The sequence below is a fragment of the Streptococcus oralis genome (assembly GCF_026782085.1).
GTDB classification, from domain to species: domain Bacteria; phylum Bacillota; class Bacilli; order Lactobacillales; family Streptococcaceae; genus Streptococcus; species Streptococcus oralis_DA.
In genome coordinates this window covers 854,112-878,175 of the sequence record NZ_JAKUVW010000004.1, presented here as the reverse complement: position 1 = coordinate 878,175, position 24,064 = coordinate 854,112, and the positions used below count along the sequence as shown (strand labels likewise).

Annotated in this window: 28 protein-coding genes; 26 read left to right on the top strand and 2 right to left on the bottom strand. The window is 41.5% G+C overall.

Going from position 1 to position 24,064, the window contains the following annotated elements; translation table 11 throughout:
- Position 1: 1 nt before the first annotated feature.
- From asp5 to MK395_RS06455, 9 genes are all read left to right on the top strand, one after another.
- Complete coding sequence (gene asp5 / locus MK395_RS06495; protein ID WP_255777982.1) at positions 2-226, top strand: accessory Sec system protein Asp5; 225 nt, start codon at positions 2-4, stop codon at positions 224-226.
- A gap of 67 nt (positions 227-293) precedes the next feature.
- Positions 294-779, top strand: a complete 486-nt coding sequence (locus MK395_RS06490) for an immunity protein YezG family protein (protein ID WP_084943873.1) — start codon at positions 294-296, stop codon at positions 777-779.
- Between the two features lie 45 nt (positions 780-824).
- Positions 825-1,484 carry a hypothetical protein gene (locus MK395_RS06485; protein WP_084943872.1) on the top strand — a complete coding sequence of 220 codons (660 nt, stop codon included), beginning with the start codon at positions 825-827 and terminating at the stop codon, positions 1,482-1,484.
- Positions 1,485-1,538: 54 nt separating this feature from the next.
- Complete coding sequence (locus tag MK395_RS06480) at positions 1,539-2,024, top strand: TIGR01741 family protein (RefSeq protein WP_268711522.1); 486 nt, start codon at positions 1,539-1,541, stop codon at positions 2,022-2,024.
- 223 nt (positions 2,025-2,247) lie between these two features.
- Complete coding sequence (locus MK395_RS06475) at positions 2,248-2,820, top strand: suppressor of fused domain protein (protein ID WP_268711521.1); 573 nt, start codon at positions 2,248-2,250, stop codon at positions 2,818-2,820.
- A gap of 427 nt (positions 2,821-3,247) precedes the next feature.
- A complete protein-coding gene (locus MK395_RS06470; protein WP_268711520.1) occupies positions 3,248-3,994 on the top strand; it encodes a hypothetical protein in 747 nt (248 codons plus the stop codon).
- 39 nt (positions 3,995-4,033) lie between these two features.
- Positions 4,034-4,705: a hypothetical protein gene (locus MK395_RS06465; RefSeq protein ID WP_042767947.1), complete on the top strand. Its 672-nt coding sequence runs from the start codon at positions 4,034-4,036 to the stop codon at positions 4,703-4,705.
- 153 nt (positions 4,706-4,858) lie between these two features.
- Positions 4,859-5,740: a beta-carotene 15,15'-monooxygenase gene (locus tag MK395_RS06460; protein WP_268711519.1), complete on the top strand. Its 882-nt coding sequence runs from the start codon at positions 4,859-4,861 to the stop codon at positions 5,738-5,740.
- Positions 5,741-5,776: 36 nt separating this feature from the next.
- Positions 5,777-6,247: a hypothetical protein gene (locus MK395_RS06455; RefSeq protein ID WP_268711518.1), complete on the top strand. Its 471-nt coding sequence runs from the start codon at positions 5,777-5,779 to the stop codon at positions 6,245-6,247.
- A gap of 197 nt (positions 6,248-6,444) precedes the next feature.
- Here the strand turns inward: MK395_RS06455 and MK395_RS06450 are convergent, their stop codons facing one another.
- Entirely contained in the window at positions 6,445-7,398 is a 954-nt protein-coding gene (locus MK395_RS06450; protein ID WP_000060061.1) for an aromatic acid exporter family protein, read from the bottom strand.
- A gap of 49 nt (positions 7,399-7,447) precedes the next feature.
- Complete coding sequence (sstT, locus tag MK395_RS06445) at positions 7,448-8,659, bottom strand: serine/threonine transporter SstT (protein WP_216728871.1); 1,212 nt, start codon at positions 8,657-8,659, stop codon at positions 7,448-7,450.
- 149 nt (positions 8,660-8,808) lie between these two features.
- Between sstT and MK395_RS06440 the strand changes: the two genes are divergently transcribed.
- The 17 genes from MK395_RS06440 (at position 8,809) to MK395_RS06360 (ending at position 24,052) form a co-directional block, all read left to right on the top strand.
- Positions 8,809-9,369, top strand: coding sequence for a mechanosensitive ion channel family protein (locus tag MK395_RS06440; protein WP_001150569.1), 561 nt, complete (start codon positions 8,809-8,811; stop codon positions 9,367-9,369).
- 57 nt (positions 9,370-9,426) lie between these two features.
- Positions 9,427-10,335: a magnesium transporter CorA family protein gene (locus MK395_RS06435; RefSeq protein ID WP_268711517.1), complete on the top strand. Its 909-nt coding sequence runs from the start codon at positions 9,427-9,429 to the stop codon at positions 10,333-10,335.
- A gap of 17 nt (positions 10,336-10,352) precedes the next feature.
- On the top strand, positions 10,353-10,880 hold the full coding sequence (locus MK395_RS06430) for a YqeG family HAD IIIA-type phosphatase (RefSeq protein ID WP_006153778.1): 528 nt from the start codon (positions 10,353-10,355) through the stop codon (positions 10,878-10,880).
- Between the two features lie 2 nt (positions 10,881-10,882).
- On the top strand, positions 10,883-11,989 hold the full coding sequence (yqeH, locus tag MK395_RS06425) for a ribosome biogenesis GTPase YqeH (protein WP_070837934.1): 1,107 nt from the start codon (positions 10,883-10,885) through the stop codon (positions 11,987-11,989).
- Between the two features lie 213 nt (positions 11,990-12,202).
- On the top strand, positions 12,203-12,514 hold the full coding sequence (gene yhbY / locus MK395_RS06420; RefSeq protein WP_000060169.1) for a ribosome assembly RNA-binding protein YhbY: 312 nt from the start codon (positions 12,203-12,205) through the stop codon (positions 12,512-12,514).
- Between the two features lie 53 nt (positions 12,515-12,567).
- A complete protein-coding gene (locus MK395_RS06415) occupies positions 12,568-13,197 on the top strand; it encodes a nicotinate-nucleotide adenylyltransferase (RefSeq protein WP_070837936.1) in 630 nt (209 codons plus the stop codon).
- Complete coding sequence (gene yqeK / locus MK395_RS06410; protein ID WP_042767953.1) at positions 13,197-13,790, top strand: bis(5'-nucleosyl)-tetraphosphatase (symmetrical) YqeK; 594 nt, start codon at positions 13,197-13,199, stop codon at positions 13,788-13,790. The genes MK395_RS06415 and yqeK overlap by 1 nt, the downstream gene beginning before the upstream one ends.
- Positions 13,791-14,144: a ribosome silencing factor gene (rsfS, locus tag MK395_RS06405; protein WP_042767955.1), complete on the top strand. Its 354-nt coding sequence runs from the start codon at positions 13,791-13,793 to the stop codon at positions 14,142-14,144. It begins immediately after the preceding gene.
- A gap of 205 nt (positions 14,145-14,349) precedes the next feature.
- Complete coding sequence (locus MK395_RS06400; protein ID WP_070838340.1) at positions 14,350-15,090, top strand: class I SAM-dependent DNA methyltransferase; 741 nt, start codon at positions 14,350-14,352, stop codon at positions 15,088-15,090.
- Positions 15,091-15,099: 9 nt separating this feature from the next.
- The gene (locus tag MK395_RS06395) at positions 15,100-16,197 is read left to right on the top strand and encodes a nucleotidyltransferase (RefSeq protein WP_042767959.1); all 1,098 of its coding nucleotides are present in this window, start codon (positions 15,100-15,102) and stop codon (positions 16,195-16,197) included.
- 132 nt (positions 16,198-16,329) lie between these two features.
- A complete protein-coding gene (locus tag MK395_RS06390; protein ID WP_173425167.1) occupies positions 16,330-16,584 on the top strand; it encodes a type II toxin-antitoxin system Phd/YefM family antitoxin in 255 nt (84 codons plus the stop codon).
- Positions 16,585-16,587: 3 nt separating this feature from the next.
- A complete protein-coding gene (locus MK395_RS06385) occupies positions 16,588-16,842 on the top strand; it encodes a Txe/YoeB family addiction module toxin (RefSeq protein ID WP_042767962.1) in 255 nt (84 codons plus the stop codon).
- A 201-nt stretch (positions 16,843-17,043) separates the two neighbouring features.
- A complete protein-coding gene (locus MK395_RS06380; RefSeq protein WP_142352129.1) occupies positions 17,044-18,693 on the top strand; it encodes a P-loop NTPase fold protein in 1,650 nt (549 codons plus the stop codon).
- A 183-nt stretch (positions 18,694-18,876) separates the two neighbouring features.
- On the top strand, positions 18,877-20,490 hold the full coding sequence (locus tag MK395_RS06375; RefSeq protein WP_049519337.1) for a ribonuclease Y: 1,614 nt from the start codon (positions 18,877-18,879) through the stop codon (positions 20,488-20,490).
- Positions 20,491-20,624: 134 nt separating this feature from the next.
- On the top strand, positions 20,625-21,251 hold the full coding sequence (gene gmk, locus MK395_RS06370; RefSeq protein ID WP_268711516.1) for a guanylate kinase: 627 nt from the start codon (positions 20,625-20,627) through the stop codon (positions 21,249-21,251).
- 24 nt (positions 21,252-21,275) lie between these two features.
- Positions 21,276-21,590, top strand: coding sequence for a DNA-directed RNA polymerase subunit omega (rpoZ, locus tag MK395_RS06365; protein ID WP_002874282.1), 315 nt, complete (start codon positions 21,276-21,278; stop codon positions 21,588-21,590).
- A gap of 65 nt (positions 21,591-21,655) precedes the next feature.
- Complete coding sequence (locus MK395_RS06360) at positions 21,656-24,052, top strand: primosomal protein N' (protein ID WP_268711515.1); 2,397 nt, start codon at positions 21,656-21,658, stop codon at positions 24,050-24,052.
- Positions 24,053-24,064: the final 12 nt, after the last annotated feature.

The following is a 24,064-nucleotide window of genomic DNA, read 5'->3' as shown; positions in this document are numbered from 1 at the left end:
AATGATGGAAGTTTTGATGATTATAGGAATAATCCTAGCCGTCGCCTTGATTGTCCTGGTTCTCATCCAACCTCGTCAAAGCCAACTCTTTTCCATGGATGCGACCAGCAATATCGGAAAACCAGGCTACTGGCAGAACAAGCGCTTGGTAAAAATGGTAACCCTCTTGATTAGCCTAGCCTTGTTTGTCTTGCTCCTCGTTTTTATGATGGTGACCTATCAGTAAGAACGAGGCACCATTCACAGATAGAGGATACTAGAGACGGGAAAATACATCTAAACCGGAGGGAAATATGGAACACCAGATTAATGAAAAAATTATCGAAATCGTGCATCAAGCCAATGATATGATTCCAGTTGAGTGGGATGATTTGTATATTGTAATCGAGATGGATAAGACCTATAGTGGGGAGGCCTATTTCTATTTTAAATACAAAAATCAATATCATTACCATCTGGAAATGCCAGAAGATTTTAGTCTATCGATGATGGAAGTTCTAAACGAGAATACAGTTTTATTTGAGAAATCTGAAGAACTAAAAAAAGTATTTATTGAGAATGATTTAGCGGATTGGTATATTTGTATCATCCATTTAGATGAAAACAACAAGCTTTCAGTCGACTATGACTATGCTCCATGGTTGAAAAGTAATTTTGGACCAACTGCTCGTATGAACTTTTTCAGATATCAATTTCTAGGATTTGAACCAAGAAACGAAAAAGAACTAGAACAGTTCAAGGCTATGGAAGATTTCCAGCAGGAACATAATCGCAAATAGTTTGCTTGGGTAAGAGGAATAAGACCAGATTAGTGAGGAAATTCAATGGTTAAATTTTCAAAAATAGATAAACAACTAAAAAAAGAATTGAAAAAAGTTCAGCGCAATGCAGCAAAAAAAGTACAATTAAAGTCTCGAGATTGGGCCTATTTCAACAAAGTAGGAGACTATCTGGTCTCGTATATGATTGATATTGATTTTCCAGATAATGAGTTTCGTTTGACAATTGACCCTTATATCAAACCATATATTTTGGATGATATCTTTTGGGAAGTTTTTGATATGGCGAGCAATTCGCAGGAGCCAATGAGTCTTCGGGCAGTTGGAGCCTTTACAGTCGATAGTTTATCATTACCATATAGGATGGTTAAAGAAGACTGGACGATGGAGGGCCTTGACTTAGAAAAAGTCGAATCCAAGGTTTTTGAGGTGCTCTCAGAAGTGCATGAAGAAGTTGTAAAACTGATCAGTGGGTTCGACAGTTTTGAAGATTTTTATGCCTATACAGTTGAGAATGGACCTAGTCTTGTGGGTTATGATTTAATAGGAATGCTATTAATGATCCACAGGGAGCAGTATGCAGAGGCACTCCAAATGGCAGAAGATTTGATCGCAAAGCGTAAATTCGGAGGTTTTAATAATAAGAGTAAATGGATTAATGAATATATCGTTGATTACTGTAAAGAAAAACTCAAGGAAGATTAGGATGTCTAGGTTCCGTGCTTGTCCTGAAATGTATAAACCAAACCGGAGGAACATATGGAGAAACAGATTAATGAGAAGATGACCGAGATTGTATATAAAGTAAATGATATGATTCCAGTTGAGTGGGATGACCTTTATATTAATTTTGAAGTCGATAAGACGCTTAGTGGTGGCGTGGTATTTTTCTTTAAATATAAGGGGGAATATCATTATTACATGGATATCCCATCTTTATTTAACATTTCTGAAGACGAATTTGATAAGGAATTTTTTGAATTGTTTGATTTAGGTGGTGAGATGAAGAAGATATTCATCGAGCACGGTCTCGCTGAGTGGTCCGCCTTTACAATCAAAGTGAATGAACAGAATAAAACCTCTTTAGACTTTGACTATGCACCATGGTTGGAAAGTAGCTTTGGACCAACGGATAGAATAGAATTCTTTGAATACAAATACCTCGGCAAGCAACCAGCTAACGAAAAAGAACTTGAACAGTTCAGGGCCATGGAATCCTTTCAGAAGGAACATAATGGGAACTAGTTTCTTGGATAAACGGCCACCCTTGAGGTGGTCTTTTATTGTTTATCAAACGCTAGTCCATAGGGTTTATGGTATACTAGGATTGTAGAGCCAGTAAATTTGGTGATAATTTGGTAAAGGTGCCATCAAGCTCTAACGCCTTCATCGAGAATTTCCAGAAGAGTGTAGTGAAACTGAAAGATAACATAGCTCATGCTGGAGCAAACTTTAAGAGGAGAATCAAATGAAATACGATAAAATCAAAATTGCACAGGAAATAGCCAGAGCTGTAGGGGGAGTTCCTCAAGCCTATACATTTAGAAATCACGATAACAAATTAGATTTATTTATTGGAGAGAATCGTCCGGACGATTATTTAACAACTGCAGCAACAATCGGCTTATCTGAATATACAATTTATCGTCGAATAAATGATAAGCCTTTAAGAGTTGAAATCATTGGAGCAGCTGATGCGGAGCTGGAGTATTTTCCGAATATTATAGCAGACTGTGGTTTTAATATTGTGAGGGGAGAGTACAGCATCTCTCCAGGTGTAGTTTATCCAAATATTATTAGAAATTACTATCCTAATGCGAAAGTAAATCATATATTTTTCACTCAGCCTTTCTTGTGGGATTTAGAACCTTTTGATTTTGATGAAGAGTATGTTACGTGGTTACAAGCGATCCCTATTACAGAAGCTGAGCTTCAATTTATAGAAAAGCATGGAGCCGAAGTGGGAGCTCAGAAGTTAGAGGAATTGTTTGAAGAACATCAGATAGATGTTTATGATTTTATGAGGCCTTCTGTAGTGTGATAAATTTTTTATCTTCGTTCAGGAACAGGAGTAGAGACCTTTCTTCTTTTAAACTCGTCAACATCAGTGGTGAAGTCCGACCTTGCTCTTGGTTGACGTGCGAATTTCGTAATTGATGGAATCTACTACATATCTGATGGGGAATAAGGTGCGAAATTCGAAAGCCTAGCTCTCCGATAAGAGCTGGTAGCTACGTTGAATGCTCTAAGGATTTGGATTTTTGCCTTACAATTTATTAGTCAAAAAATTTTTTGCTCTAACCACCTTCATGGTGGTCTTTTATTGTTTTCCAAACGCTAGTCCATAGGGTTTATGGTATACTAGTAGGACAGTTTATCTATGGGATAAGAGACTGATTTCATACAAGTCAAAAGGGAAAGGTCAGAAATGTGCGCCTTTTCCTGAAAGAAACTAGAAAGAGAAAGAGATGTTTTTAGGAAGACGTCGGATATTTTTTAACCAATACTATGACAAGGCGATTTATTATGATCGCAAAACCCACGAACTTTTGGAAGCACCAAAGAGCAAGCTCTTGGATACAGAAAAGTCTAGCCGGATGAATCGCCATATCCCCCTGTTGGTAGTTCTCTTCTTATCAAGTGGTAGTGGGTTGATTTCCTTCTTCCGCTTGTTTATACAAGGAACCTATACCATGTCTACCTTCTGGAGTGTTCTTCTCATTTGGCTAGGGCAGTTTGCTTTCATCACCATCCTTGTTGAACGCGCCTTGTATCGAAATGTCAACAGGGCTCAGGTGACTACTCAAACTATTTGTCTGGCGCTTATGGAAAAGTCAGAGGAAACAAAGGAAGCTGAGGCAGAGATGAGTGAAAAAGATAGTCGCAACGCTACTCGCTGGATAAGAGCATTGCTTTCTCTGGTTCCCTTGGTTGGATTTTTCTATGCCTATAATTTTATTTGGAATTACCAAGAGAGGTTGGGCACTCCCATCGGAGGAGAGATTGTCAAGATTACCCTAACAGGACTTTTATTAGGATTGACATTTGTTCTTTATAACCAAAACAATTTACCCAGAATATTTGATATCTTGGATCGTTTTTATGCCAGAAAACTGAGCCTCATCTGCCGAGCGGATGACAATCCAGATGTCTATCTAGAAGTGAGTATGGGGACAGATGAAGAATTTGTCATCAAGGAAGTACAGAAGGACTAGGATCCGTTTTTGAAAGAATGAGATAGAAAGAGGTAGAGCATGTTTTTTCTGAGACGTCGTCGGGTTTTTATCGGGGAATGCGATGGTCAGGCGGTTTACTATGACCAAAAGACTGGGGAGGCCTTGGCTGCTCCAAAGAGTGTTTTACTCAATACGGAAGGTGCTTATAAGACTAATGCTTACATTCCTGAAATGGTTATATTTCTGATGGCAGGTGGACCTGGTCTCTATGGCCTCCTTTCAGCCTTGGATATTGGTGTCTATAATTGGACCAGTTTGAGCTATGTGTTACTATTGTGGCTGGCTGAGTTTCTATTGTTTACCGCTATTCTTGAGCGAGGACTTTATAAAAATGTGCGCAAGGCTCAGCCAACAACGGAGAAGGTCTTTTACTATGCAGTGTCACATAATTTGATGGTAAGGGACGAACACTTTGATCCAGCTGAGGCATCTGCTACGATCTATCGAATCACTCGTTACATCATACTTGCCTTTGTTATCTATCTTTTGTATGTTTTTTACGACTGTACTCAAAAATTTGGGCAACCGATCGAACGCGGCTATGATTTTTGGGGAGCAGGTATAATGTTTTTCGTGCTCTTTTTGTTGTACAACCAAAACAATCCCGTTCGTTTTGTAAAGATTATGAAGCTCTACAGCCAAGGGAAAATCTTGTTCAAGAAAGAACCGGAGAACGAAACGTGTAACTAGGTGTTAGGGAACAGTCAAATCCCAGAAAGTGAGTGCTGTATCTTTAACGAAGCAAGGAGTGGCTGTTGCGATAGTTGCTATGTGATGACCTCCTCAAATGGAAGATTCTCAAGGATATACGGCATTCTGCCAGATGAAATTTGGAGATAAAAAATGAAAGACATCCGTATTTTCGGTGCCGACTTTGAAAGAAGTAAGCGCATTGTGACCCAGGGGGATTTTGCTCTGACCGCAGGTATGCCCAACCCCATTCATATGGGTATCATCAACCGCCTCTTTACAGTGATTATTCTTGGATTTTGCTTTTCAGGGATTCTGATCTATGGCGTATTAATCGGGATACCAGAGTTTATAGGTGTAGATAGTGATGTTAAGGTCATTTCCCTGGAAGCAGGATTGCTGATTCATAACATGAGTAGCTTTCTTAAGCCCTTTAATCTGACGGTATATGCGATATCCTATCTAGGAATGGTGCTTGTTTTTTGGCCCAAAAAACGTTTGACTAGCCAGCTTTGGACCTACTTTCCTTTCTATTTCACCATGTCCATTTGCGCTTTCATATCAGGACTGTACTTTGCCAGTGCAGTGGCCTATGATGCCTATACATGCCTGGGTTTCTGGCTTGAGCTTGGGATAGGCATAGCCCTCTTTCTCTGGATTATCCTCAATAGCATCCAGAATCTCAATCGCAGACTAAATGATCAAGAGGAAAAGTCAATCCTTAAGCAGCTAGTCAGAATTCTCGCTGGAATCGCGGCAGTTCTCTTTCCAGTGTCGCTGGTCTATCATCTGCTATATCAAGTCCCTCTTCAGTGGTATTTCTACATTTTAGGCTTGTTTTTGCCAGTTTGGTTTGTCATTGGAGCTCATTTTATCGCCTTTATGATCAATGTCCATATCTTTCAAGCCTACTATATCCACAAATACCCAGAAGAGTATAAGGTTTATTTAAAGATATCAGACCGAGAATGGTATAGCAAACGATACTATAAAAAGCTAGTTGAAAGTGGACAGTTGCAGGAAGAGAGAATGTGAGGTAATTGGTTTTCCTATATAAAATAGAGGTTATTTATGAAAATATATGATAACGTTATTAAAAGTTTGATTTCGCTCCCCTTTTTAAAGGAAAACAGAGAAACGACTGTTCCCGTCAAACAGATAAAGAAACTGCAGGAAGCAGAAAAGAGTATCAATAGTTTGAAGTGGGAGAATTTTGTGTTAGAGAAAGATGGTGATTTTAGTGTCTATCTTTTTAAAAACCAGAGTGACATTTATAAACACTGGAATTCACTTGCAAATAGTGCAAAAGAGGAAATAATTCCTGAAATTGAAGCACGATTAGATAACCTGTTCGGGGAAGGTAAACTGCTAGCATCCATGAAAGATCAGATTCTATTTGATATCATCGGCTTGGCTATCTACTTGACCATCAAAAAAGAGGTTCCCCAAGCTGAGTCAACATTTTATGATGATTTGTATGCTTTATACCAAGCAGGCTACATTCCTTGCGGATATGCGGGTGGACAATATAAAGTCTTCTAGCTTGTTGGATTGTTATGAAAGTCAATCTAACTGTTGAAACAGTCTGTGAATTTTTAGGTATGGCTAGTCTTGATAGAGATTTAGGTTCTACAGAAGATATCCCTGTTTTGATGATTCTAAGGGGAATGGTCAAACAATTTTCCTCCAAATACAAAACACAAGAACCTCAGAGGAAGTCCTCTGAGGTTCTTTGCGTTCTAGTTTCCATATTTCTGGTAAAAATCGACCTTAACCTGGATAAAGGTTTCGGCTTCGCGTAGTAGCTGCAGGAGGGTGGCACGAGTTTCAAACTCCTCACGTGTTTTCGGGAGACTCCGATTGCGGAAGACTTGCAGATAGCGTTCGATGTCATCAAGTAGGTCATGAGCAGGATTGGTCTGACTTAGCTGGGCAGCAATCTTAGAAAAGAGCTGGGCCAAAATCAAACTCTCACTTGCGGCCAGGTGACAGGTATTGATCTGCTGGGCCATATTTCGCAGGATGCGACTTTGTCGCTGTCTCATCTCAAAGTAGTGGATGTGGTAGTCCGTCTGGTGAAAGAGATGGTCCGAGTGATCCAAATAAACCAGTTTGAGAGCTTCATCGAGGAGCTTGTCTAATTGGTCAACGAGTTGGGCTTGATTGCGTCCGTCTCCTCTTGACAGATAGTATTTAAAGCGAAGCAGGATGTCTTTTAACTTTTCTTCGACCTGAAGGTGGTAGCTTTGGATGGCTTTCTCACGAGAGGGCATATAAAGGTTGACCAATAGTGCAAAGCTTGTCCCGATGAGAAAGAGGAGCACTTCATTAAGCAAGAGCTCTGGGGAAGTAGACTCCTGTACCAAGAGATGACTGACCAAGACACTGCTAGGGGTGATGCCGATTTCCCAGCCCATTTTGTAAGCAAGAGGCACATAGAGAGCTAGGTATAGGCCTAGACTCCAGATGTGAAAGCCCGTCAGCTGAAAGGCTAGAACACCGATAGCGAGTGCTAGGAGCATGGAAAAGAGGCGGTTACGTGCTAATTTCAGCGTGCTTCTGCGTGTGTCGGAGAGGCTTAAGAGAGCGATAATTCCAGCTGAAACTGCTGATGATAAATCTAAAAAATAAGCGAGAAAACAAGCGAGACAGGTCGCTAAGACCAGTTTGGTCGTGCGTTGAGTGAGAGACATGAAAATTTCCTAAACTAATAGAATCAAGTGTTTAACGAGGAGTCAGAGACTAGGGGCGAAGTTTTCGGTTTGTAGCATACTCGGCAACCGCTGTAAAGAGGACATCTGTTGAAGAGTTCAGGGCTGTTTCGCAGGAGTCTTGAACAACCCCAATCACAAAACCGACTCCGACAACCTGCATAGCCAAGTCGTTGGAAATCCCAAAGAGGCTACAAGCGACAGGAATGAGGAGAAGGGATCCCCCAGCGATTCCAGAGGCCCCGCAGGCAGAAATGGCAGCCACGACACTGAGTACAAATGCTGTCCCAAAGTCTACCGAGATTCCGAGTGTATTGACGGCAGCCAGGGTTAGGACATTTATGGTAACAGCAGCGCCAGCCATGTTGATGGTTGAACCAAGCGGGATGGAGACAGAGTAGGTGTCAGGATTCAGTCCCAAATCTTGGCAGAGTTTCATATTGACAGGGATATTTGCAGCAGAGCTACGAGTGAAAAAGGCTGTAATACCACTGACACGTAGGCATTTCAAAACAAGGGGATAGGGATTTTTCCTCATAAAGAGAAAGGCGATGAGTGGGTTGACGATGAGAGCAACAAAGGCCATGGTAGCAATCAAAAGTCCTAGGAGGACACCGTAGTTAGCCAGACTGGCAATGCCCTTGTCAGAGATGGTCTTAAACACCAAGCCTAAAATCCCAAAGGGAGCTAGGTTGATAATCCATTCTACGATTTTAGAGGTGACATCTGCCATGGTTCTCAGTAATTCTTTACTGTGTTTACTTGCCTCTCTCATAGCCAAGCCAAAGATGACTGCCCAAGAGAGAATCCCGATATAGTTGGCTTCAACAATAGCATTCAAGGGATTGTCCACCAGTTTGAGCAAGAGGTTGCTGAGGACTTGACCGATACCGTCAGGAGCAGCAACTTCTGTATTTGCACTGGTCAGGGTGATTTGCACAGGCAGTAAGAAACTAGCTAGAACGGCTACCAACGCTGCAGCAAAGGTTCCGAGCAAGTATAAGAAAATAACAGTCTTCATATTGGTATTTTGCCCCTTTTGGTGTTGGGAAAGGGCATTGGCAACAAGGGCAAAAACTAAAATAGGAGCGATGGCTTTCAGTCCGCCTACAAAGAGGTCTCCAAGCAGACCAATTCCTGTAAGGTTTGGAAAGAGCATCCCTAATGTAGCTCCCAAAATCATTCCAATAAGGATTCGTTTGATGAGGCTTGCCTTGATCCAGGCTCTAATGATTCGTTTCATAGCAGTCTCCTTCAAATGTATTGTTTATAATTATAGTATAAATATGCTATAGAGGCAAGTGATATTTTGAAAATAGGAACAATAATTGAATAATTATGAAAGAAAAGAGAAGGACGATTTTATGGTATAATAGGAAAAAGGAGTTTTATATGCAAGATTTTTTTCAACGCTATTTTGATAAACTTGATTTAACAACCATATTAGAGAATCTCTTGACCAAGGTGATTTCTCTTTTGATTTTGTTTTTGCTATTTTATATAGCTAAAAAGATGCTTCACGCCACTGTACGAAAGATTGTCAAGCCCTCGCTTAAATTTTCAAATCGAGATGCAGGAAGGCAAAAGACCATCTCCCGTTTGCTGGAGAATGTCTTTAATTACATTCTTTATTTCTTTCTGCTTTACTGTATCCTGTCTATTTTAGGTCTGCCAGTTTCTAGCCTCCTTGCTGGTGCGGGGATTGCTGGGGTGGCCATTGGTATGGGGGCGCAAGGCTTTCTATCCGATGTCATTAATGGCTTCTTCATCCTTTTTGAACGCCAGCTTGATGTGGGTGATGAAGTGGTTCTGACAAATGGACCGATTACCGTTTCTGGAAAGGTCGTTAGCGTAGGAATCCGTACAACTCAACTGCGAGGTGACGATCAGGCCCTTCACTTTGTTCCCAATCGTAATATCACCGTCGTCAGCAATCTATCTCGTACTGAATAGACCGGCTATTTTAGCAGATTTGTGGTACAATAGAAGGAGTTTGGTAAAGGAGAGAGTATGCTATTTGTAGAGGAAAAATTAGGTCACGATTGTACATGGATAGACCTTGATGTGGACAAGATTAAAAACATGGAAGACCTTTCGGATGTCTATGGATTGGACAAGGAAACTATCGAGTATGCTCTGGATAGAAATGAGCGTGCCCACATGGACTATCACCGTGAAACGGGAACGGTAACCTTCATTTATAATGTTCTTGACTTAGAAAAAGATAAAGAATATTATGAAGCAATTCCGATGACCTTTATCGTTGAAAAACAACGGCTAATCACAATTAGCAATCATAAGAATAGTTATGTGATTAAACGTATGGCAACCTACCTTGAAAGCCATGAAGTTGTTTCAATCTACAAATTTCTTTTTGCCAGTTTAGAGATTATTAGCAATGCTTATTATCCAGTTATTGAAGAGATGGATAAAAGTAAGGATGAAATCAGTGCACTTCTTCGTCAAAAAACAACTAAAAAGAATCTTTTTGCCCTCTCTGACTTGGAAACTGGTATGGTTTACCTGACAGCAGCTGCCAAACAAAATCGTCTCCTCTTGGAACACATCCAAGGGCATGCTCTTTATCGCAATTTTAATGAGGTAGAAAGAGAGCAGTTTGACGATGCCATGATTGAAGCGCATCAGTTGGTTTCGATGACAGACTTGATTTCTCAAGTTTTGCAACAACTCTCAGCCTCTTACAACAACATCCTAAATAATAATCTAAATGATAATTTGACAACTTTGACCATTATCTCAGTCTTGCTAGCTATCCTTGCAGTTATTACAGGTTTCTTTGGAATGAATGTTCCCTTACCGTTTGCAGATGAACCAAATGCTTGGATTTATATTTTGCTAGCTAGTCTCATTTTATGGGTAGTCTTAGCCCAATGTTTAAAGAATATTGCTAGAAATTAAAAAGAAAAGGAGCCAGAATGGCGATTGAAAATTACATGCCAGACTTTGCTGTGGAAGCAGTTTATGATCTGACAGTCCCAAGCCTGCAAGCGCAGGGGATCAAGGCTGTTTTGGTCGATCTGGACAATACCCTCATTGCTTGGAACAACCCTGATGGGACGCCAGAGATGAAGCAATGGCTACATGACCTTCGGGACGCGGGCATTCGCATTATCGTGGTCTCAAATAACACCAAAAAACGAGTTCAACGTGCAGTTGAGAAATTTGGGATTGATTATGTTTATTGGGCCTTGAAGCCTTTCACATTTGGGATTGACCGTGCCATGAAGGAATTTCACTATGAGAAAAATGAAGTGGTCATGGTCGGCGACCAACTTATGACAGATATACGAGCAGCCCATCGTGCAGGCATTCGCTCAATTTTGGTCAAACCCTTGGTCCAACACGACTCCATCAAAACGCAAATCAACCGAGCTCGCGAGCGTCGTGTCATGAAGCAAATCACTGAAAAGTACGGACCGATTACATATAAAAAAGGAATTTAACTATGGAAGAAATTCTCTGTATTGGTTGTGGAGCAACCATTCAGACGACAGACAAGGCTGGTCTTGGATTTACTCCCCAGTCGGCACTCGAAAAAGGTTTGGAGACAGGCGAAGTCTATTGCCAACGCTGTTTCCGTCTCCGTCATTACAATGAAATCACAGATGTTCAGTTGACGGACGATGATTTCCTCAAACTCTTGCACGAGGTTGGAGATAGTGATGCCTTGGTGGTCAATGTCATTGATATCTTTGACTTTAATGGCTCTGTCATCCCAGGCTTGCCACGCTTTGTATCGGGTAATGATGTTCTCTTGGTCGGAAATAAAAAAGATATTCTGCCCAAGTCAGTTAAACCGGGCAAGATTAGCCAGTGGCTCATGGAGCGTGCTCATGAAGAAGGACTTCGTCCAGTGGATGTCGTCCTGACTTCGGCACAAAACAAACATGCAATTAAGGAAGTCATTGACAAGATTGAACACTACCGTAAGGGCCGTGATGTCTACGTAGTTGGGGTGACTAACGTTGGAAAGTCAACTCTCATCAACGCCATTATCCAAGAAATCACAGGTGACCAAAATGTCATCACGACTTCGCGTTTCCCAGGAACAACCTTGGACAAGATTGAGATTCCGCTTGACGATGGATCTTATATCTACGATACGCCGGGAATTATCCACCGCCACCAGATGGCCCACTACTTGACGGCCAAAAACCTCAAGTATGTCAGCCCTAAAAAGGAAATCAAGCCCAAAACCTATCAGCTTAACCCTGAACAAACCTTGTTTCTAGGTGGTCTCGGACGCTTTGACTTTATTGCAGGAGAAAAACAAGGATTCACTGCTTTCTTTGACAATGAACTCAAACTCCACCGTACCAAACTTGAAGGGGCTAGTGCTTTCTACGACAAGCACCTCGGAACCCTTTTGACGCCACCAAATAGTAAGGAAAAAGAAGACTTTCCAAAACTGGTTGAGCATGTATTTGCCATCAAGGACAAGACTGACCTGGTCATCTCAGGCCTAGGATGGATCCGCGTAACAGGCACCGCCAAAGTCGCCGTCTGGGCACCAGAAGGCGTCGCAGTCGTCACACGAAAAGCAATTATTTAAACACAGAAAGGAAAGGGTTGTCTTTATTAAGGCGAGCATTGCGAGCCCATAGAAGATACTTTTCGCCGTGGTGTTAGTTGGTACAAGTGATTGTACCAACTGCGGAAAATTTGAGACCTTAGGCTCAAATTTTAGTCATGAAAGTCCGAAGGACTTTGCTGACGTCCGTCACCACTTTAGAAAAGTATTAAAAGAAACTCTTTTAAAGAAATTATGTCATTAACATCGAAACAACGTGCCTTCCTCAACAGTCAGGCACACACCCTCAAACCCATCATCCAAATCGGAAAAAATGGTCTCAACGACCAAATCAAAACCAGCGTACGTCAAGCTCTTGACGCCCGTGAATTGATTAAAGTTACGCTCTTACAAAACACAGATGAAAACATCCACGAAGTAGCTGAAATCTTGGAAGAAGAAATTGGTGTGGATACTGTCCAAAAAATCGGACGCATCTTGATTTTGTTTAAACAATCCAGCAAGAAAGAAAATCGCAAGATTTCTAAAAAAGTCAAAGAAATCTAAGACTGAAACTCCAAGAAACTGTTTCTACAGAAAATTTAAAGGAAGACGAGCCTATGGCAATCGAATTATTGACTCCCTTTACCAAGGTAGAGTTGGAGCCAGAAATCAAGGAGAAAAAACGCAAACAAGTCGGGATCTTAGGGGGAAATTTTAACCCTGTTCACAATGCCCATCTTGTTGTAGCAGACCAAGTACGACAACAGTTGGGACTGGACCAGGTCCTGCTTATGCCTGAATACCAACCACCTCATGTAGATAAAAAGGAAACCATCCCCGAGTACCATCGGCTCAAGATGCTTGAGTTGGCGATTGAGGGGATTGAAGGCCTCGCCATTGAAACCATTGAGTTAGAGCGCAAGGGCATTTCCTACACCTACGACACTATGAAGATTTTGACAGAGCAACATCCAGATACGGATTATTACTTCATTATCGGGGCTGATATGGTGGACTATCTGCCTAAATGGTACCGAATTGATGAGCTGGTCGACATGGTTCAGTTTGTTGGAGTTCAGCGCCCGCGCTACAAGGCAGGGACTTCCTATCCAGTTATCTGGGTGGATGTGCCTCTCATGGACATCTCGTCCAGCATGGTGCGAGACTTCATTGCCCAAGGTCGGAAACCTAACTTCCTCCTACCTCAGCCAGTGCTAGACTACATAGAGAAGGAGGGGCTTTACTGATGGCATACCAAGACTATATCAACTGTTCCCGAGAGGCTTTGTTGGAAAAAATGGCAGAGCTTCTACCTGAAAAACGGTTAACCCATTGTTTGGGGGTGGAGCGTGCGGCCATAGAACTAGCTGAGAGATTTGGATTCGATAGTGAGAAAGCTGGTCTAGCAGGACTTCTCCACGACTATGCTAAAAAGCTGTCAGATCAGGAATTCCTAGACTTGATTGACCGTTATCAGCTAGACCCCGACCTCAAAAACTGGGGAAACAATGTCTGGCATGGCATGGTTGGCATCTACAAGATTCAGGAAGATTTAGATTTGAATGATTCTGAAATCCTGCGAGCCATTGAAATTCATACAGTTGGTGCTGGTCAGATGACCGATCTAGATAAAGTCATCTACGTCGCAGACTATATCGAACATAACCGTGCCTTTCCAGGTGTGGACGAGGCACGTGAGATTGCAAGTTTGTCACTCAATAAGGCAGTGGCCTACGAAACAGCTCGTACCGTGGAGCATTTAGCTCATCAGGGATTCCCCATCTATCCCCAAACCATTGAAACCTATAACGCCTTTGTGCACTATTTGAAAGAGGACTAAATGAACGAAAAAGAATTACTAGAACTAGTCGTGAAAGCGGCTGATGAGAAACGTGCGGAGGATATCCTTGCACTTGATGTACAAGATTTGACCAGTGTGACAGACTACTTTGTTATCACTAGCTCGATGAATAGTCGTCAGTTGGACGCAATCGCTGATAACATTCGTGAAAAAGTAGCTCAAGCTGGCTTTAAAGGTAGCCATGTCGAAGGTGATGCAGCTGGAGGCTGGGTCTTGCTAGACCTCGGCGGTGTCGTTGTGCATATCTTCTCAGAAGAAATGCGTGCCCATTATAACCTAGAAAAACTATGGCATGAGGCGGAGTCTGTAGATATTTCTGAAGCCTTGGCCTAGTAGATGAACTCAGTTACAGTCAACTGGGTTTCTTTGCTTATTTTAAAAGAAATTGATGGAAAGGTGAGAGCGTCGTGTTTTGCTCATCTCGAAACTGAACACGAGCTAAAAGCTGCGAGAAAAAGAGTAACTTCCTTTGTATCTGATGATACAGCAGAAAGTTTCCTATTTTCTCCTTGCTTTTAACGCTCTTTGTATCTTAATTATGGCAACTTACGAAACCTTTGCGGCTGTTTACGATGCTGTGATGGACGATAGTTTATACGATAAATGGACGGATTTTTCGCTGCGTCATTTGCCTAAGACCAAGGAGAGAAAGAAGCTTTTGGAATTGGCTTGTGGGACAGGTATCCAGTCTGTTCGCTTTTCTCAAGCTGGCTTTGATGTGACAGGCCTTGACTTGAGCGCAGATATGTTGAAGATTGCGGAGAAGAGAGCGACTTCAGCAAAACAAAAAATTGCTTTCCTGCAAGGCAATATGCTGGACTTGTCTGAGGTAGGTACTTACGACTTTGTCACTTGTTACTCGGACTCAATCTGTTACATGCAGGATGAGGTGGAAGTTGGGGATGTTTTCAAAGAAGTCTATAATGCCCTTAACGAAGATGGGGTATTTATCTTTGATGTCCATTCGACCTACCAGACAGATGAAGTTTTTCCAGGCTATTCTTACCATGAAAATGCGGAAGATTTTGCCATGCTCTGGGATACCTACGAGGACGCAGCACCCCACTCTATCGTGCATGAGTTGACTTTCTTTATCAAGGAGGTTGATGGTTCCTTTAGTCGCCACGATGAAGTGCATGAGGAGCGGACTTATGAGGTTTTGACCTATGATATTTTGCTGGAACAGGCTGGATTCAAGTCCTTCAAACTCTTTGCGGACTTTGAGGACAAGGAGCCAACAGAAACCAGTGCCCGTTGGTTTTTTGTCGCGCAGAAGTAGGAGATTACCATGACCATTACAGGTATTATCGCGGAGTTCAATCCTTTTCATAATGGGCATAAATACCTGTTGGAACAGGCTAAAGGGTTGAAAATTGTGGCCATGTCTGGAAATTTCATGCAGAGAGGCGAGCCGGCTATCGTTGACAAGTGGACACGGGCTCAAATGGCACTGGAGAATGGAGCAGATCTGGTAGTGGAATTGCCCTTTTTAGTCAGTGTTCAGGCAGCAGATTTCTTTGGCCAAGGAGCTGTAGATATCTTGGGTCGGTTGGGGATTGATACCTTAGCCTTTGGGACAGAGGAAATTCTGGATTACCAGAAAATTGCAGACTTATACACAGAGCAAGGTACTGAGATGGAGAAATTTGTGGAAAATCTGCCTGATTCTCTCTCTTATCCCCAGAAAAGCCAAGCCATGTGGAAGGAATTTGCAGGTCTCGATTTTTCAGGCAATACGCCTAATCATGTCCTTGCTCTGGCCTATGCCAAGGCGGTTGCAGGACGCAACATCAAACTGCATCCGATTCAGCGTCAGGGAGCGGGTTATCATTCTGTGGACAAGGATGTGGACTTTGCCTCGGCGACAGCCCTCCGTCAGCATCAATCAGACCAAGATTTCTTAGAACGCTTTATGCCTTCTGTTGCTCTCTTTGAGCAGTCCAGTAAGGTGAGTTGGGATGACTATTTTCCCTTGCTCCGCTATCAAATCTTGTCAAATTCAGACCTAACGACCATCTATCAGGTCAATCAAGAAATGGCTGTGCGCATCAAGGAAGCTATCAAGAAGGCTCAGTCTGTTGACGAATTGGTCGAGGCGGTTGCCACCAAGCGATACACCAAAGCGCGTGTCAGACGCCTTTTGACCTATATCCTGGTGCAGGCCAGAGAAAGCGACTTGCCAGAAGCCATCCATGTCCTAGGATTTACAGAAAAAGGCAGACAACATCTCAAGTCTCTGAAAGAGCAGGTCCATCTAGTCAGCCGAATTGGCAAAGAACCTTGGGATGATATGACTCAAAAGGCAGACCAGATTTACCGACTGGGACAACCAAGTATAGCAGAGCAGAATTTTGGCAGAGTGCCGATTAGAATAGAAACAAACTAAGTCTACTGAAAGGTAGGCTTTTTTAGAAGATTTTCGAATAAATAGATAGAAAAGAAAAATCTTGTACAAGTTCCTGACAATTTCTTTCTTTTCGTGTATAATAGTGGAAAAGAGGTAAAACGAGGTATGGTTATGGAAGCAGTTCTTTACTCAACATTCCGAAATCATTTAAAAGACTACATGAAGAAGGTAAACGATGAATTTGAGCCTTTAACGGTGGTCAATAAAAATCCAGATGAGGATATTGTAGTCCTTTCAAAGAGCGAGTGGGATAGTATTCAGGAAACCCTGAGAATCGCTCAAAATAAGGAACTTTCTGACAAGGTCTTGCGAGGAATGGCTCAAGTTCGTGCTGGAAGCACTCAGGTACATATGATTGAGGAGTGAGAAATGCTGCTCAATTTTACAGAAGATGCCTGGGCGGATTATTGCTACTGGCAAACTCAGGACAAGAAAACATTAAAAAGAATCAACGTGCTAATCAAGGATATTCATCGCGATCCTTTTTCAGGAATTGGTAAACCAGAACCACTCAAGTATGACTATCATGGAGCTTGGTCACGTCGTATTGATGCAGAAAATCGCTTGATTTATATGATAGATGGAGATAGCGTGGCTTTCTTGTCCTTCAAAGATCATTACTAAGTCTACTGAAAGGTGGGCTTTTTTATTTTAGAAATTTTAGCTAGCAAATTGAAGATAAAGTCTTTGAGAAATGATAGATTTCCTAAGTTAAGAAATCAGTGAAAAATTTTAGTATAATAACTAGGTTCTTGTCCCTTGAATCCGCTTTATAACTCTTATTTTGTGGTATAATCATGATAATATAGATTAAAAGGGGTATATATGAAAAATATAATGACGAGGATTCTTAATTTTTTTCTGAATTTCAAACCATTAAAATATTTATTGAAAAGGCCATCATGGAGTAGTAATGTTAGAATTGTTGAGTGGTACAAAATATTTATAGCCAGTATATGGGTACTATATCTTGCACTTGAGATTGAACAATTTAAACGCTTTGCTTTACCTATTTATAAATTTGTATCTAATTATAATTTTTTAAAAGATATTATTTCAATTTTGTATGTGAATCGTGTAATAATATTGTTAGCACTGACTATACCAACAATACTATTCTGGTTTTTAGACATAATTTTAAAAAAAGTTAATTATAAGAAACTAGACCCAGAGCTATTTCCAGAATATGACTTGGATGACCATCCTTTTCAAACTCATCTGGTGGAGTTTTTAAATAGTCCTGACTCTATTCATAATGTGTACTGGCTGGATGGTTCTTGGGGGAGTGGGAAAACATTTTTTATAAAGACGTTTTTTGAAAATCAAATTTACAAAAAGAAAGAAATCTACTATATTTCCTGCTTTGGTATAAAAACAAGAGAGCAAGCCGAGAGAATATTGATTAATGAGATAGAAAAACAATCCATACTCGGAAATTTGGACTTTATTCCACTTGTTGGAGGAGTTTTTAAATGGTTCTTTAAAACAGTTGGAACGGATTTGATGAAGCGAGATTCTATCATTATTTTTGATGATCTTGAACGGGTTTCATATGTAGCAAAATCGGATAAGCCTTCAGATGCAGCAAAATCAGATAACCCTTCAGATTACAATGATTTATTGGGTTATATTGACCATCTTTCTGAGAATAAAAAATTTAAAATTATTGTAATTTTAAATAGTAAGGAAATGGAATCAACAAAGGAAAATCTCATTGATAAAAAATTTAAGCTGAATCATAATCGAATGGTATCTACAGGAGAAGTCATAGATAACATTTTGAAAAAGAGTAAATTGAGAGATGATGACTTTGGAAAAATGTTATCATTGATTTTTAAAATTTATTATGTAGATAAAAATTATAGAGAGGTACAGGAAAAAAACCAACAAATGAAAGAAGAAAAATTGAGTTTGAGAGAATTTCAAAAGTCATTAGAAAAACTTTCAAATAAAACTGATGAAAGCGAGAAAGCAAACTATATTATTAAGTGGATGAATGGTTGGGGAGGAACTGAAAATATTCTAGTCTCACTATTTGAATACTTAGACAAAGATGAAATAGATAAATATTTTGAACATCTTTATGAGAGAAATTCGTACCTGTATTTTGAGATGTTATCGATAATTTTAAACTATGATATTCCTGGTATTATGTCGGATTATCCTTTGGTGTCTATCAATCAGAAAACAATGTATAGTATGTTTGATGTTAAGCAGAAATATTTTTTTGATTTGTTATCATTTTTATGGAAAAAAGGTTTAAAAAATTTATTTATATCAAAAATAGGAGATGAGATAACAGTGGATGATCCTGGAATTCCTGATATTGAGGTAAAAAAATATTTAGTTGAAATTTACTATGGATTACAGAATGGTTATATAAATATAAAAAACCACAAAGATAAACTCAATGAACTATTGAAGAATGAAAAATATCGTGATTTTGTACAAAATTACCTTCGTTTCAAAATCTAAATTACAAATGACTATCAAATATATTTTATTGTAGCATTTAGTCAAAATGAAGATTGAATCAGGCGAACTTTCTCCTAAAATTCACACAAAACTCTTCAATTTGGGTTTGTGAAAATCGATTTTTTATGATAGAATATTAAGGAATGTATGTCATTCGATAAACAAATTTAATGAGGTAAAAACATGGAAATCATGACCATTGCGATTGTTGTTTTTGCCGTCATCATTGGTTTAGTCATTGGATATGTCAGCATCTCAGCTAAGATGAAATCATCTCAAGAGGCTGCAGAGTTGATGCTTCTAAATGCTGAACAAGAAGCAACTAATTTACGAGGACAAGCTGAGCGTGAAGCGGATTTATTGCTAAATGAAGCCAAGAGCGAAAGCAAGTCTCTTAAAAAAGAAGCACTATTGGAGGCCAAAGAGGAAGCCAGAAAATACCGTGAAGAAGTGGACGCTGAATTTAAGTCAGAACGTCAGGAGCTCAAGCAAATTGAAAGTCGTTTGACGGAGAGAGCTACGAGCCTTGACCGTAAGGACGACAATTTGACGAACAAAGAAAAAACACTTGAACAAAAAGAACAAAGTATTTCTGATAGAGCAAAAAACCTTGATGCACGTGAAGAGCAATTAGAGGAAGTCGAAAGACAAAAAGAAGCTGAACTTGAACGTATCGGCTCCCTTTCCCAAACTGAGGCTCGAGATATTATCTTGGCTCAAACAGAGGAAAACTTGACCAAGGAAATTGCTAGTCGCATTCGTGAGGCTGAGCAAGAGGTCAAGGAACGTTCAGACAAGATTGCCAAAGATATCTTGGTTCAGGCTATGCAGCGTATCGCTGGTGACTATGTAGCAGAGTCAACAAACTCGACAGTTCATCTACCAGATGATACCATGAAGGGGCGCATTATCGGTCGTGAAGGGCGTAATATTCGTACCTTTGAAAGTTTGACAGGGGTTGATGTCATCATCGACGATACACCGGAAGTGGTGACCTTGTCAGGATTTGATCCAATTCGTCGTGAAATTGCTCGTATGACCATGGAAATGTTGCTCAAGGATGGCCGTATCCACCCAGCTCGTATCGAGGAGTTGGTGGAGAAAAACCGTCAGGAGATTGACAATAAAATCCGTGAATATGGGGAGGCTGCTGCCTATGAGATTGGTGCGCCAAACCTCCATCCAGACTTGATGAAGATCATGGGACGTTTGCAGTTCCGTACTTCATATGGACAAAATGTCTTGCGTCATTCGATTGAGGTTGCTAAGCTATCTGGTATCATCGCCAGTGAACTTGGTGAAAATGCAGCTCTTGCCCGTCGTGCTGGATTCCTTCATGACATCGGGAAAGCTATTGACCGCGAGGTTGAAGGTAGCCACGTTGAGATTGGCACGGAGTTGGCTCGTAAGTATAAGGAACACCCAGTTGTGGTGAATACCATTGCTAGCCACCACGGTGATGTCGAAGCTGAAAGCGTCATTGCAGTGATCGTTGCTGCAGCAGATGCTTTGAGTGCAGCGCGTCCAGGTGCTCGTAGCGAGTCTCTTGAAAGCTATATCAAGCGTCTCCATGATTTGGAAGAAATCGCCAATGGCTTTGAAGGAGTGCAAAATAGCTTTGCCCTTCAAGCGGGACGTGAAATCCGCATCATGGTTAATCCAGGACAAATCAAAGACGACAAAGTCACAATTTTGGCTCACAAAGTTCGTGAGAAAATTGAAAATAATCTCGATTACCCAGGAAATATCAAGGTAACCGTGATCCGTGAACTTCGTGCAGTAGATTATGCTAAATAAATAAGAAAGAGCAGTTGAAATATTACTGCTTTTTTGTTACACTAGATAGAAAGACTGTAGAAGGATAACTGACGCAATCATCAGTATCCGAGAGAAATTTCACTTTATTTCACAGACTAACTAAAGGAGACATAATGGCAGACCGAGGCTTGCTAATCGTTTTTTCTGGTCCTTCAGGAGTTGGGAAAGGAACGGTTAGAAGAGAGATTTTTGAGAGTTCTGAGAATCAATTTCAATACTCTGTATCGATGACGACGCGTGCGCAACGTCCTGGTGAAGTGGATGGAGTGGACTATTTCTTCCGTACTCGTGAAGAGTTTGAAGAACTGATCCGTCAAGGTCAGATGTTGGAATATGCAGAATATGTCGGTAACTACTATGGAACTCCTCTGACCTATGTCAATGAAACTCTGGATAAGGGAATAGATGTCTTTCTTGAGATTGAAGTGCAGGGAGCCCTTCAGGTTAAGAAAAAGGTTCCAGATGCTGTCTTTATCTTTCTAACGCCACCAGATTTGGATGAATTGCAAGATCGTTTGGTAGGTCGTGGAACAGATAGCGCTGAAGTGATTGCCCAACGAATCGAAAAAGCCAAGGAAGAAATTGCCCTCATGCGTGAGTATGATTATGCCATTGTCAACGATCAGGTATCCCTCGCTGCTGAACGTGTCAAGCGTGTGATCGAAGCTGAACACTTCCGTGTGGACCGTGTCATTGGTCACTACCAGGAGATGTTGCCAAAATCTCCAACTACTCAATAAACTATAGGAAACAGGTACAAGCAAATGATGTTAAAACCCTCTATTGATACCTTGCTAGACAAGGTGCCATCAAAATATTCACTCGTAATCTTGGAAGCAAAGCGTGCCCACGAACTAGAAGCCGGTGCGCCAGCAACTCAAGAGTTTAAGTCTGAAAAATCAACTCTTCGCGCTTTGGAAGAAATCGAGTCTGGAAATGTAACCATTCACCCAGATCCAGAAGGAAAACGTGAAGCGGTTCGCCTCCGTATCGAAGAAGAAAAACGCCGCAAAGAAGAAGAAGAAAAGAAAATCAAAGAGCAAATCGCTAAAGAAAAAGAAGATGGTGAAAAAATTTAAGGTTGGGGGGACTCAATCTTATTTTTTCTATTGCAAGAATGTACTGACAAGAAGGAGGTGAGAAGATGGCTATCGCAAATATTATCGTGGATGTTCCCCTGATGCAGACGGACCAGCCCTATAGTTATAAGGTTCCAGAGGGATTTGTAGAGATGCTGGAAGTCGGTATGCGGGTCCATGTTCCTTTTGGCAAAGGCAATCGTTTGATCCAAGGGATTGTGCTAGGCTTGGAGTCCCAGTCGGATGAAGAAGCTGCCAATCAGGACTTGAAGGAGATTGCAGAGGTGCTGGATTTTTCCCCTGTTCTCACTCAAGAGCAACTCTGGCTGACTGAGGAATTACGAAAGTCCGTCTTTTCTTACAAAATCTCCATTCTAAAAGCCATGTTGCCGGGATTTTTAAACTCCAGTTATGATAAGATTCTCTATCCTCTGGAAGGTCTGAGTCAGGCAGACCGAGAGCGTCTGTTTGGTTCAGAAGATTCGCTAGCCTTTTCTTCTCTAGACCTTGTCAAACAGGCAGAAATGATGCGCTTGACCAGGAAAGGTCTGCTCCGCTTAGAATATCAAGCGGTCGATCAAAAGAAGGTCAAGACCCAGTCTTGGTATGAAGTTGATGCCACTCAGCTAGAGCAGATTGAGATTTCTGCGCGTGCTAAGAAAAAAGCAGAGCTGAGAGACTATTTGCTGTCTCATCCTGAGAGTGCTCCTCTGGCTAGTTTGTTAGAGTCCTACTCACGCGAGCAAGTCAACTTCTTTGTGGAGCAAGGAGCTCTAACCCTAGTCCAAAAGGAGGTGCAACGCTCAGCTGCTTATTTTGAAGGCATTGAAGTCAGCCAACCTTTGGAGTTGAATCCAGAACAAAGACAGGCGCGTGATGCCGTTGTCAGTGCTATTGGCAGTCAACAGCCTCCTTTCCTCCTTCAAGGAATTACAGGAAGTGGGAAAACGGAGGTTTACTTGCAGATTATCCAAGGAGCCTTGGATATGGGTAAGACGGCTATTTTACTGGTTCCTGAGATTTCTCTGACGCCACAGATGACGGAGCGTTTTATTGCTCGATTTGGTGAGAAAGTAGCCATTCTCCACTCAGGCCTATCCAATGGTGAGAAGTACGACGAATGGCGCAAGGTTGAGCGTGGAGAAGCACAAGTTGTGGTTGGAGCCAGATCGGCCATCTTTGCTCCTCTGAAAAATCTGGGTGTCATCATTATCGATGAAGAGCATGAAGCTAGCTACAAACAAGACAGCAATCCCCGTTATCATGCTAGAGAGGTCGCCATTCTACGGGCCCAGTACAATCAAGCAGCCCTAGTCCTTGGCTCAGCGACACCGAGCTTAGAGAGCCGTGCGCGTGCTGGAAAAGGTGTCTATCAACACTTACGTCTGACCCAACGGGCCAATCCTTTAGCCACTATTCCTGAAGTTCAAGTGATTGACTTTCGGGACTATATCGGGCAGAATGAGACATCAAACTTTACGCCTCCTTTGCTAGAGGCCATTCGAGACCGTTTGGATAAAAAAGAACAGGCAGTCCTCATGCTCAACCGTCGGGGTTATTCTAGTTTTGTTATGTGTCGGGAGTGTGGAACGGTAGATAGCTGTCCCAACTGTGATATTTCTCTGACTCTCCACATGGATACCAAGACCATGAACTGCCATTACTGTGGCTTTTCGAAGGGAATTCCTCATGTCTGTCCCAACTGTCAGAGCCGCAGTATTCGCTACTACGGTACAGGGACTCAGAAAGCTTACGATGAGCTGGCAGAGCTCTTTCCTCAGGCCCGCATTCTGCGGATGGATGTGGATACGACCCGCAAGAAAGGCAGTCACCAAGCTCTTCTTGACCAGTTTGGCCGAGGGGAAGCAGATATCTTGCTGGGAACTCAGATGATTGCCAAGGGCTTGGATTTTCCAAATGTGACACTAGTCGGAGTGCTCAATGCGGATACGGCCTTGAATCTACCTGATTTCCGTTCTTCTGAGAGAACCTTCCAACTCTTAACTCAGGTAGCTGGTCGTGCAGGTCGAGCGGAAAAAGCTGGTCAGGTCTTGATCCAGTCTTACAATCCTGAGCACTATGCCATTCGTTTTGCCAAGGAACAGGATTATGAAGGTTTTTATGCCTATGAAATGAGTATCAGGCGCCAACTCGGCTATCCGCCTTATTATTTCACTATTGGAATTACCCTCTCTCACAAGAAAGAAGAAGAGGTTATCAAACGTGCCTATGAAGTTATGGGAATTTTGCGATCAGGTTTATCGGAAACTAGTAAAATCCTTGGACCGACACCAAAACCCATTTCCCGTACCCACAACCTTTACCATTACCAGATTTTGATTAAATACCGTTTAGAAGATGAGCTGGGCCCAACCCTCAACCAGGTCTTGGCCTTGACTCAAGAACGGGAAAATAGCGAGCTTCGTCTCAGCATTGACCACGAACCGCAGCAATTTTTATAAGAAGGAGAAGAA

What these genes read in the sequence shown, in the direction of transcription:
- asp5 (WP_255777982.1), top strand. Translation starts at nt 2, where the DNA reads ATGATGGAAGTTTTGATGATTATAGGAATAATCCTAGCCGTCGCCTTG.
- MK395_RS06490 (WP_084943873.1), top strand. Translation starts at nt 294, where the DNA reads ATGGAACACCAGATTAATGAAAAAATTATCGAAATCGTGCATCAAGCC.
- MK395_RS06485 (WP_084943872.1), top strand. Translation starts at nt 825, where the DNA reads ATGGTTAAATTTTCAAAAATAGATAAACAACTAAAAAAAGAATTGAAA.
- MK395_RS06480 (WP_268711522.1), top strand. Translation starts at nt 1,539, where the DNA reads ATGGAGAAACAGATTAATGAGAAGATGACCGAGATTGTATATAAAGTA.
- MK395_RS06475 (WP_268711521.1), top strand. Translation starts at nt 2,248, where the DNA reads ATGAAATACGATAAAATCAAAATTGCACAGGAAATAGCCAGAGCTGTA.
- MK395_RS06470 (WP_268711520.1), top strand. Translation starts at nt 3,248, where the DNA reads ATGTTTTTAGGAAGACGTCGGATATTTTTTAACCAATACTATGACAAG.
- MK395_RS06465 (WP_042767947.1), top strand. Translation starts at nt 4,034, where the DNA reads ATGTTTTTTCTGAGACGTCGTCGGGTTTTTATCGGGGAATGCGATGGT.
- MK395_RS06460 (WP_268711519.1), top strand. Translation starts at nt 4,859, where the DNA reads ATGAAAGACATCCGTATTTTCGGTGCCGACTTTGAAAGAAGTAAGCGC.
- MK395_RS06455 (WP_268711518.1), top strand. Translation starts at nt 5,777, where the DNA reads ATGAAAATATATGATAACGTTATTAAAAGTTTGATTTCGCTCCCCTTT.
- MK395_RS06450 (WP_000060061.1), bottom strand. Translation starts at nt 7,398, where the DNA reads ATGTCTCTCACTCAACGCACGACCAAACTGGTCTTAGCGACCTGTCTC.
- sstT (WP_216728871.1), bottom strand. Translation starts at nt 8,659, where the DNA reads ATGAAACGAATCATTAGAGCCTGGATCAAGGCAAGCCTCATCAAACGA.
- MK395_RS06440 (WP_001150569.1), top strand. Translation starts at nt 8,809, where the DNA reads ATGCAAGATTTTTTTCAACGCTATTTTGATAAACTTGATTTAACAACC.
- MK395_RS06435 (WP_268711517.1), top strand. Translation starts at nt 9,427, where the DNA reads ATGCTATTTGTAGAGGAAAAATTAGGTCACGATTGTACATGGATAGAC.
- MK395_RS06430 (WP_006153778.1), top strand. Translation starts at nt 10,353, where the DNA reads ATGGCGATTGAAAATTACATGCCAGACTTTGCTGTGGAAGCAGTTTAT.
- yqeH (WP_070837934.1), top strand. Translation starts at nt 10,883, where the DNA reads ATGGAAGAAATTCTCTGTATTGGTTGTGGAGCAACCATTCAGACGACA.
- yhbY (WP_000060169.1), top strand. Translation starts at nt 12,203, where the DNA reads ATGTCATTAACATCGAAACAACGTGCCTTCCTCAACAGTCAGGCACAC.
- MK395_RS06415 (WP_070837936.1), top strand. Translation starts at nt 12,568, where the DNA reads ATGGCAATCGAATTATTGACTCCCTTTACCAAGGTAGAGTTGGAGCCA.
- yqeK (WP_042767953.1), top strand. Translation starts at nt 13,197, where the DNA reads ATGGCATACCAAGACTATATCAACTGTTCCCGAGAGGCTTTGTTGGAA.
- rsfS (WP_042767955.1), top strand. Translation starts at nt 13,791, where the DNA reads ATGAACGAAAAAGAATTACTAGAACTAGTCGTGAAAGCGGCTGATGAG.
- MK395_RS06400 (WP_070838340.1), top strand. Translation starts at nt 14,350, where the DNA reads ATGGCAACTTACGAAACCTTTGCGGCTGTTTACGATGCTGTGATGGAC.
- MK395_RS06395 (WP_042767959.1), top strand. Translation starts at nt 15,100, where the DNA reads ATGACCATTACAGGTATTATCGCGGAGTTCAATCCTTTTCATAATGGG.
- MK395_RS06390 (WP_173425167.1), top strand. Translation starts at nt 16,330, where the DNA reads ATGGAAGCAGTTCTTTACTCAACATTCCGAAATCATTTAAAAGACTAC.
- MK395_RS06385 (WP_042767962.1), top strand. Translation starts at nt 16,588, where the DNA reads ATGCTGCTCAATTTTACAGAAGATGCCTGGGCGGATTATTGCTACTGG.
- MK395_RS06380 (WP_142352129.1), top strand. Translation starts at nt 17,044, where the DNA reads ATGAAAAATATAATGACGAGGATTCTTAATTTTTTTCTGAATTTCAAA.
- MK395_RS06375 (WP_049519337.1), top strand. Translation starts at nt 18,877, where the DNA reads ATGGAAATCATGACCATTGCGATTGTTGTTTTTGCCGTCATCATTGGT.
- gmk (WP_268711516.1), top strand. Translation starts at nt 20,625, where the DNA reads ATGGCAGACCGAGGCTTGCTAATCGTTTTTTCTGGTCCTTCAGGAGTT.
- rpoZ (WP_002874282.1), top strand. Translation starts at nt 21,276, where the DNA reads ATGATGTTAAAACCCTCTATTGATACCTTGCTAGACAAGGTGCCATCA.
- MK395_RS06360 (WP_268711515.1), top strand. Translation starts at nt 21,656, where the DNA reads ATGGCTATCGCAAATATTATCGTGGATGTTCCCCTGATGCAGACGGAC.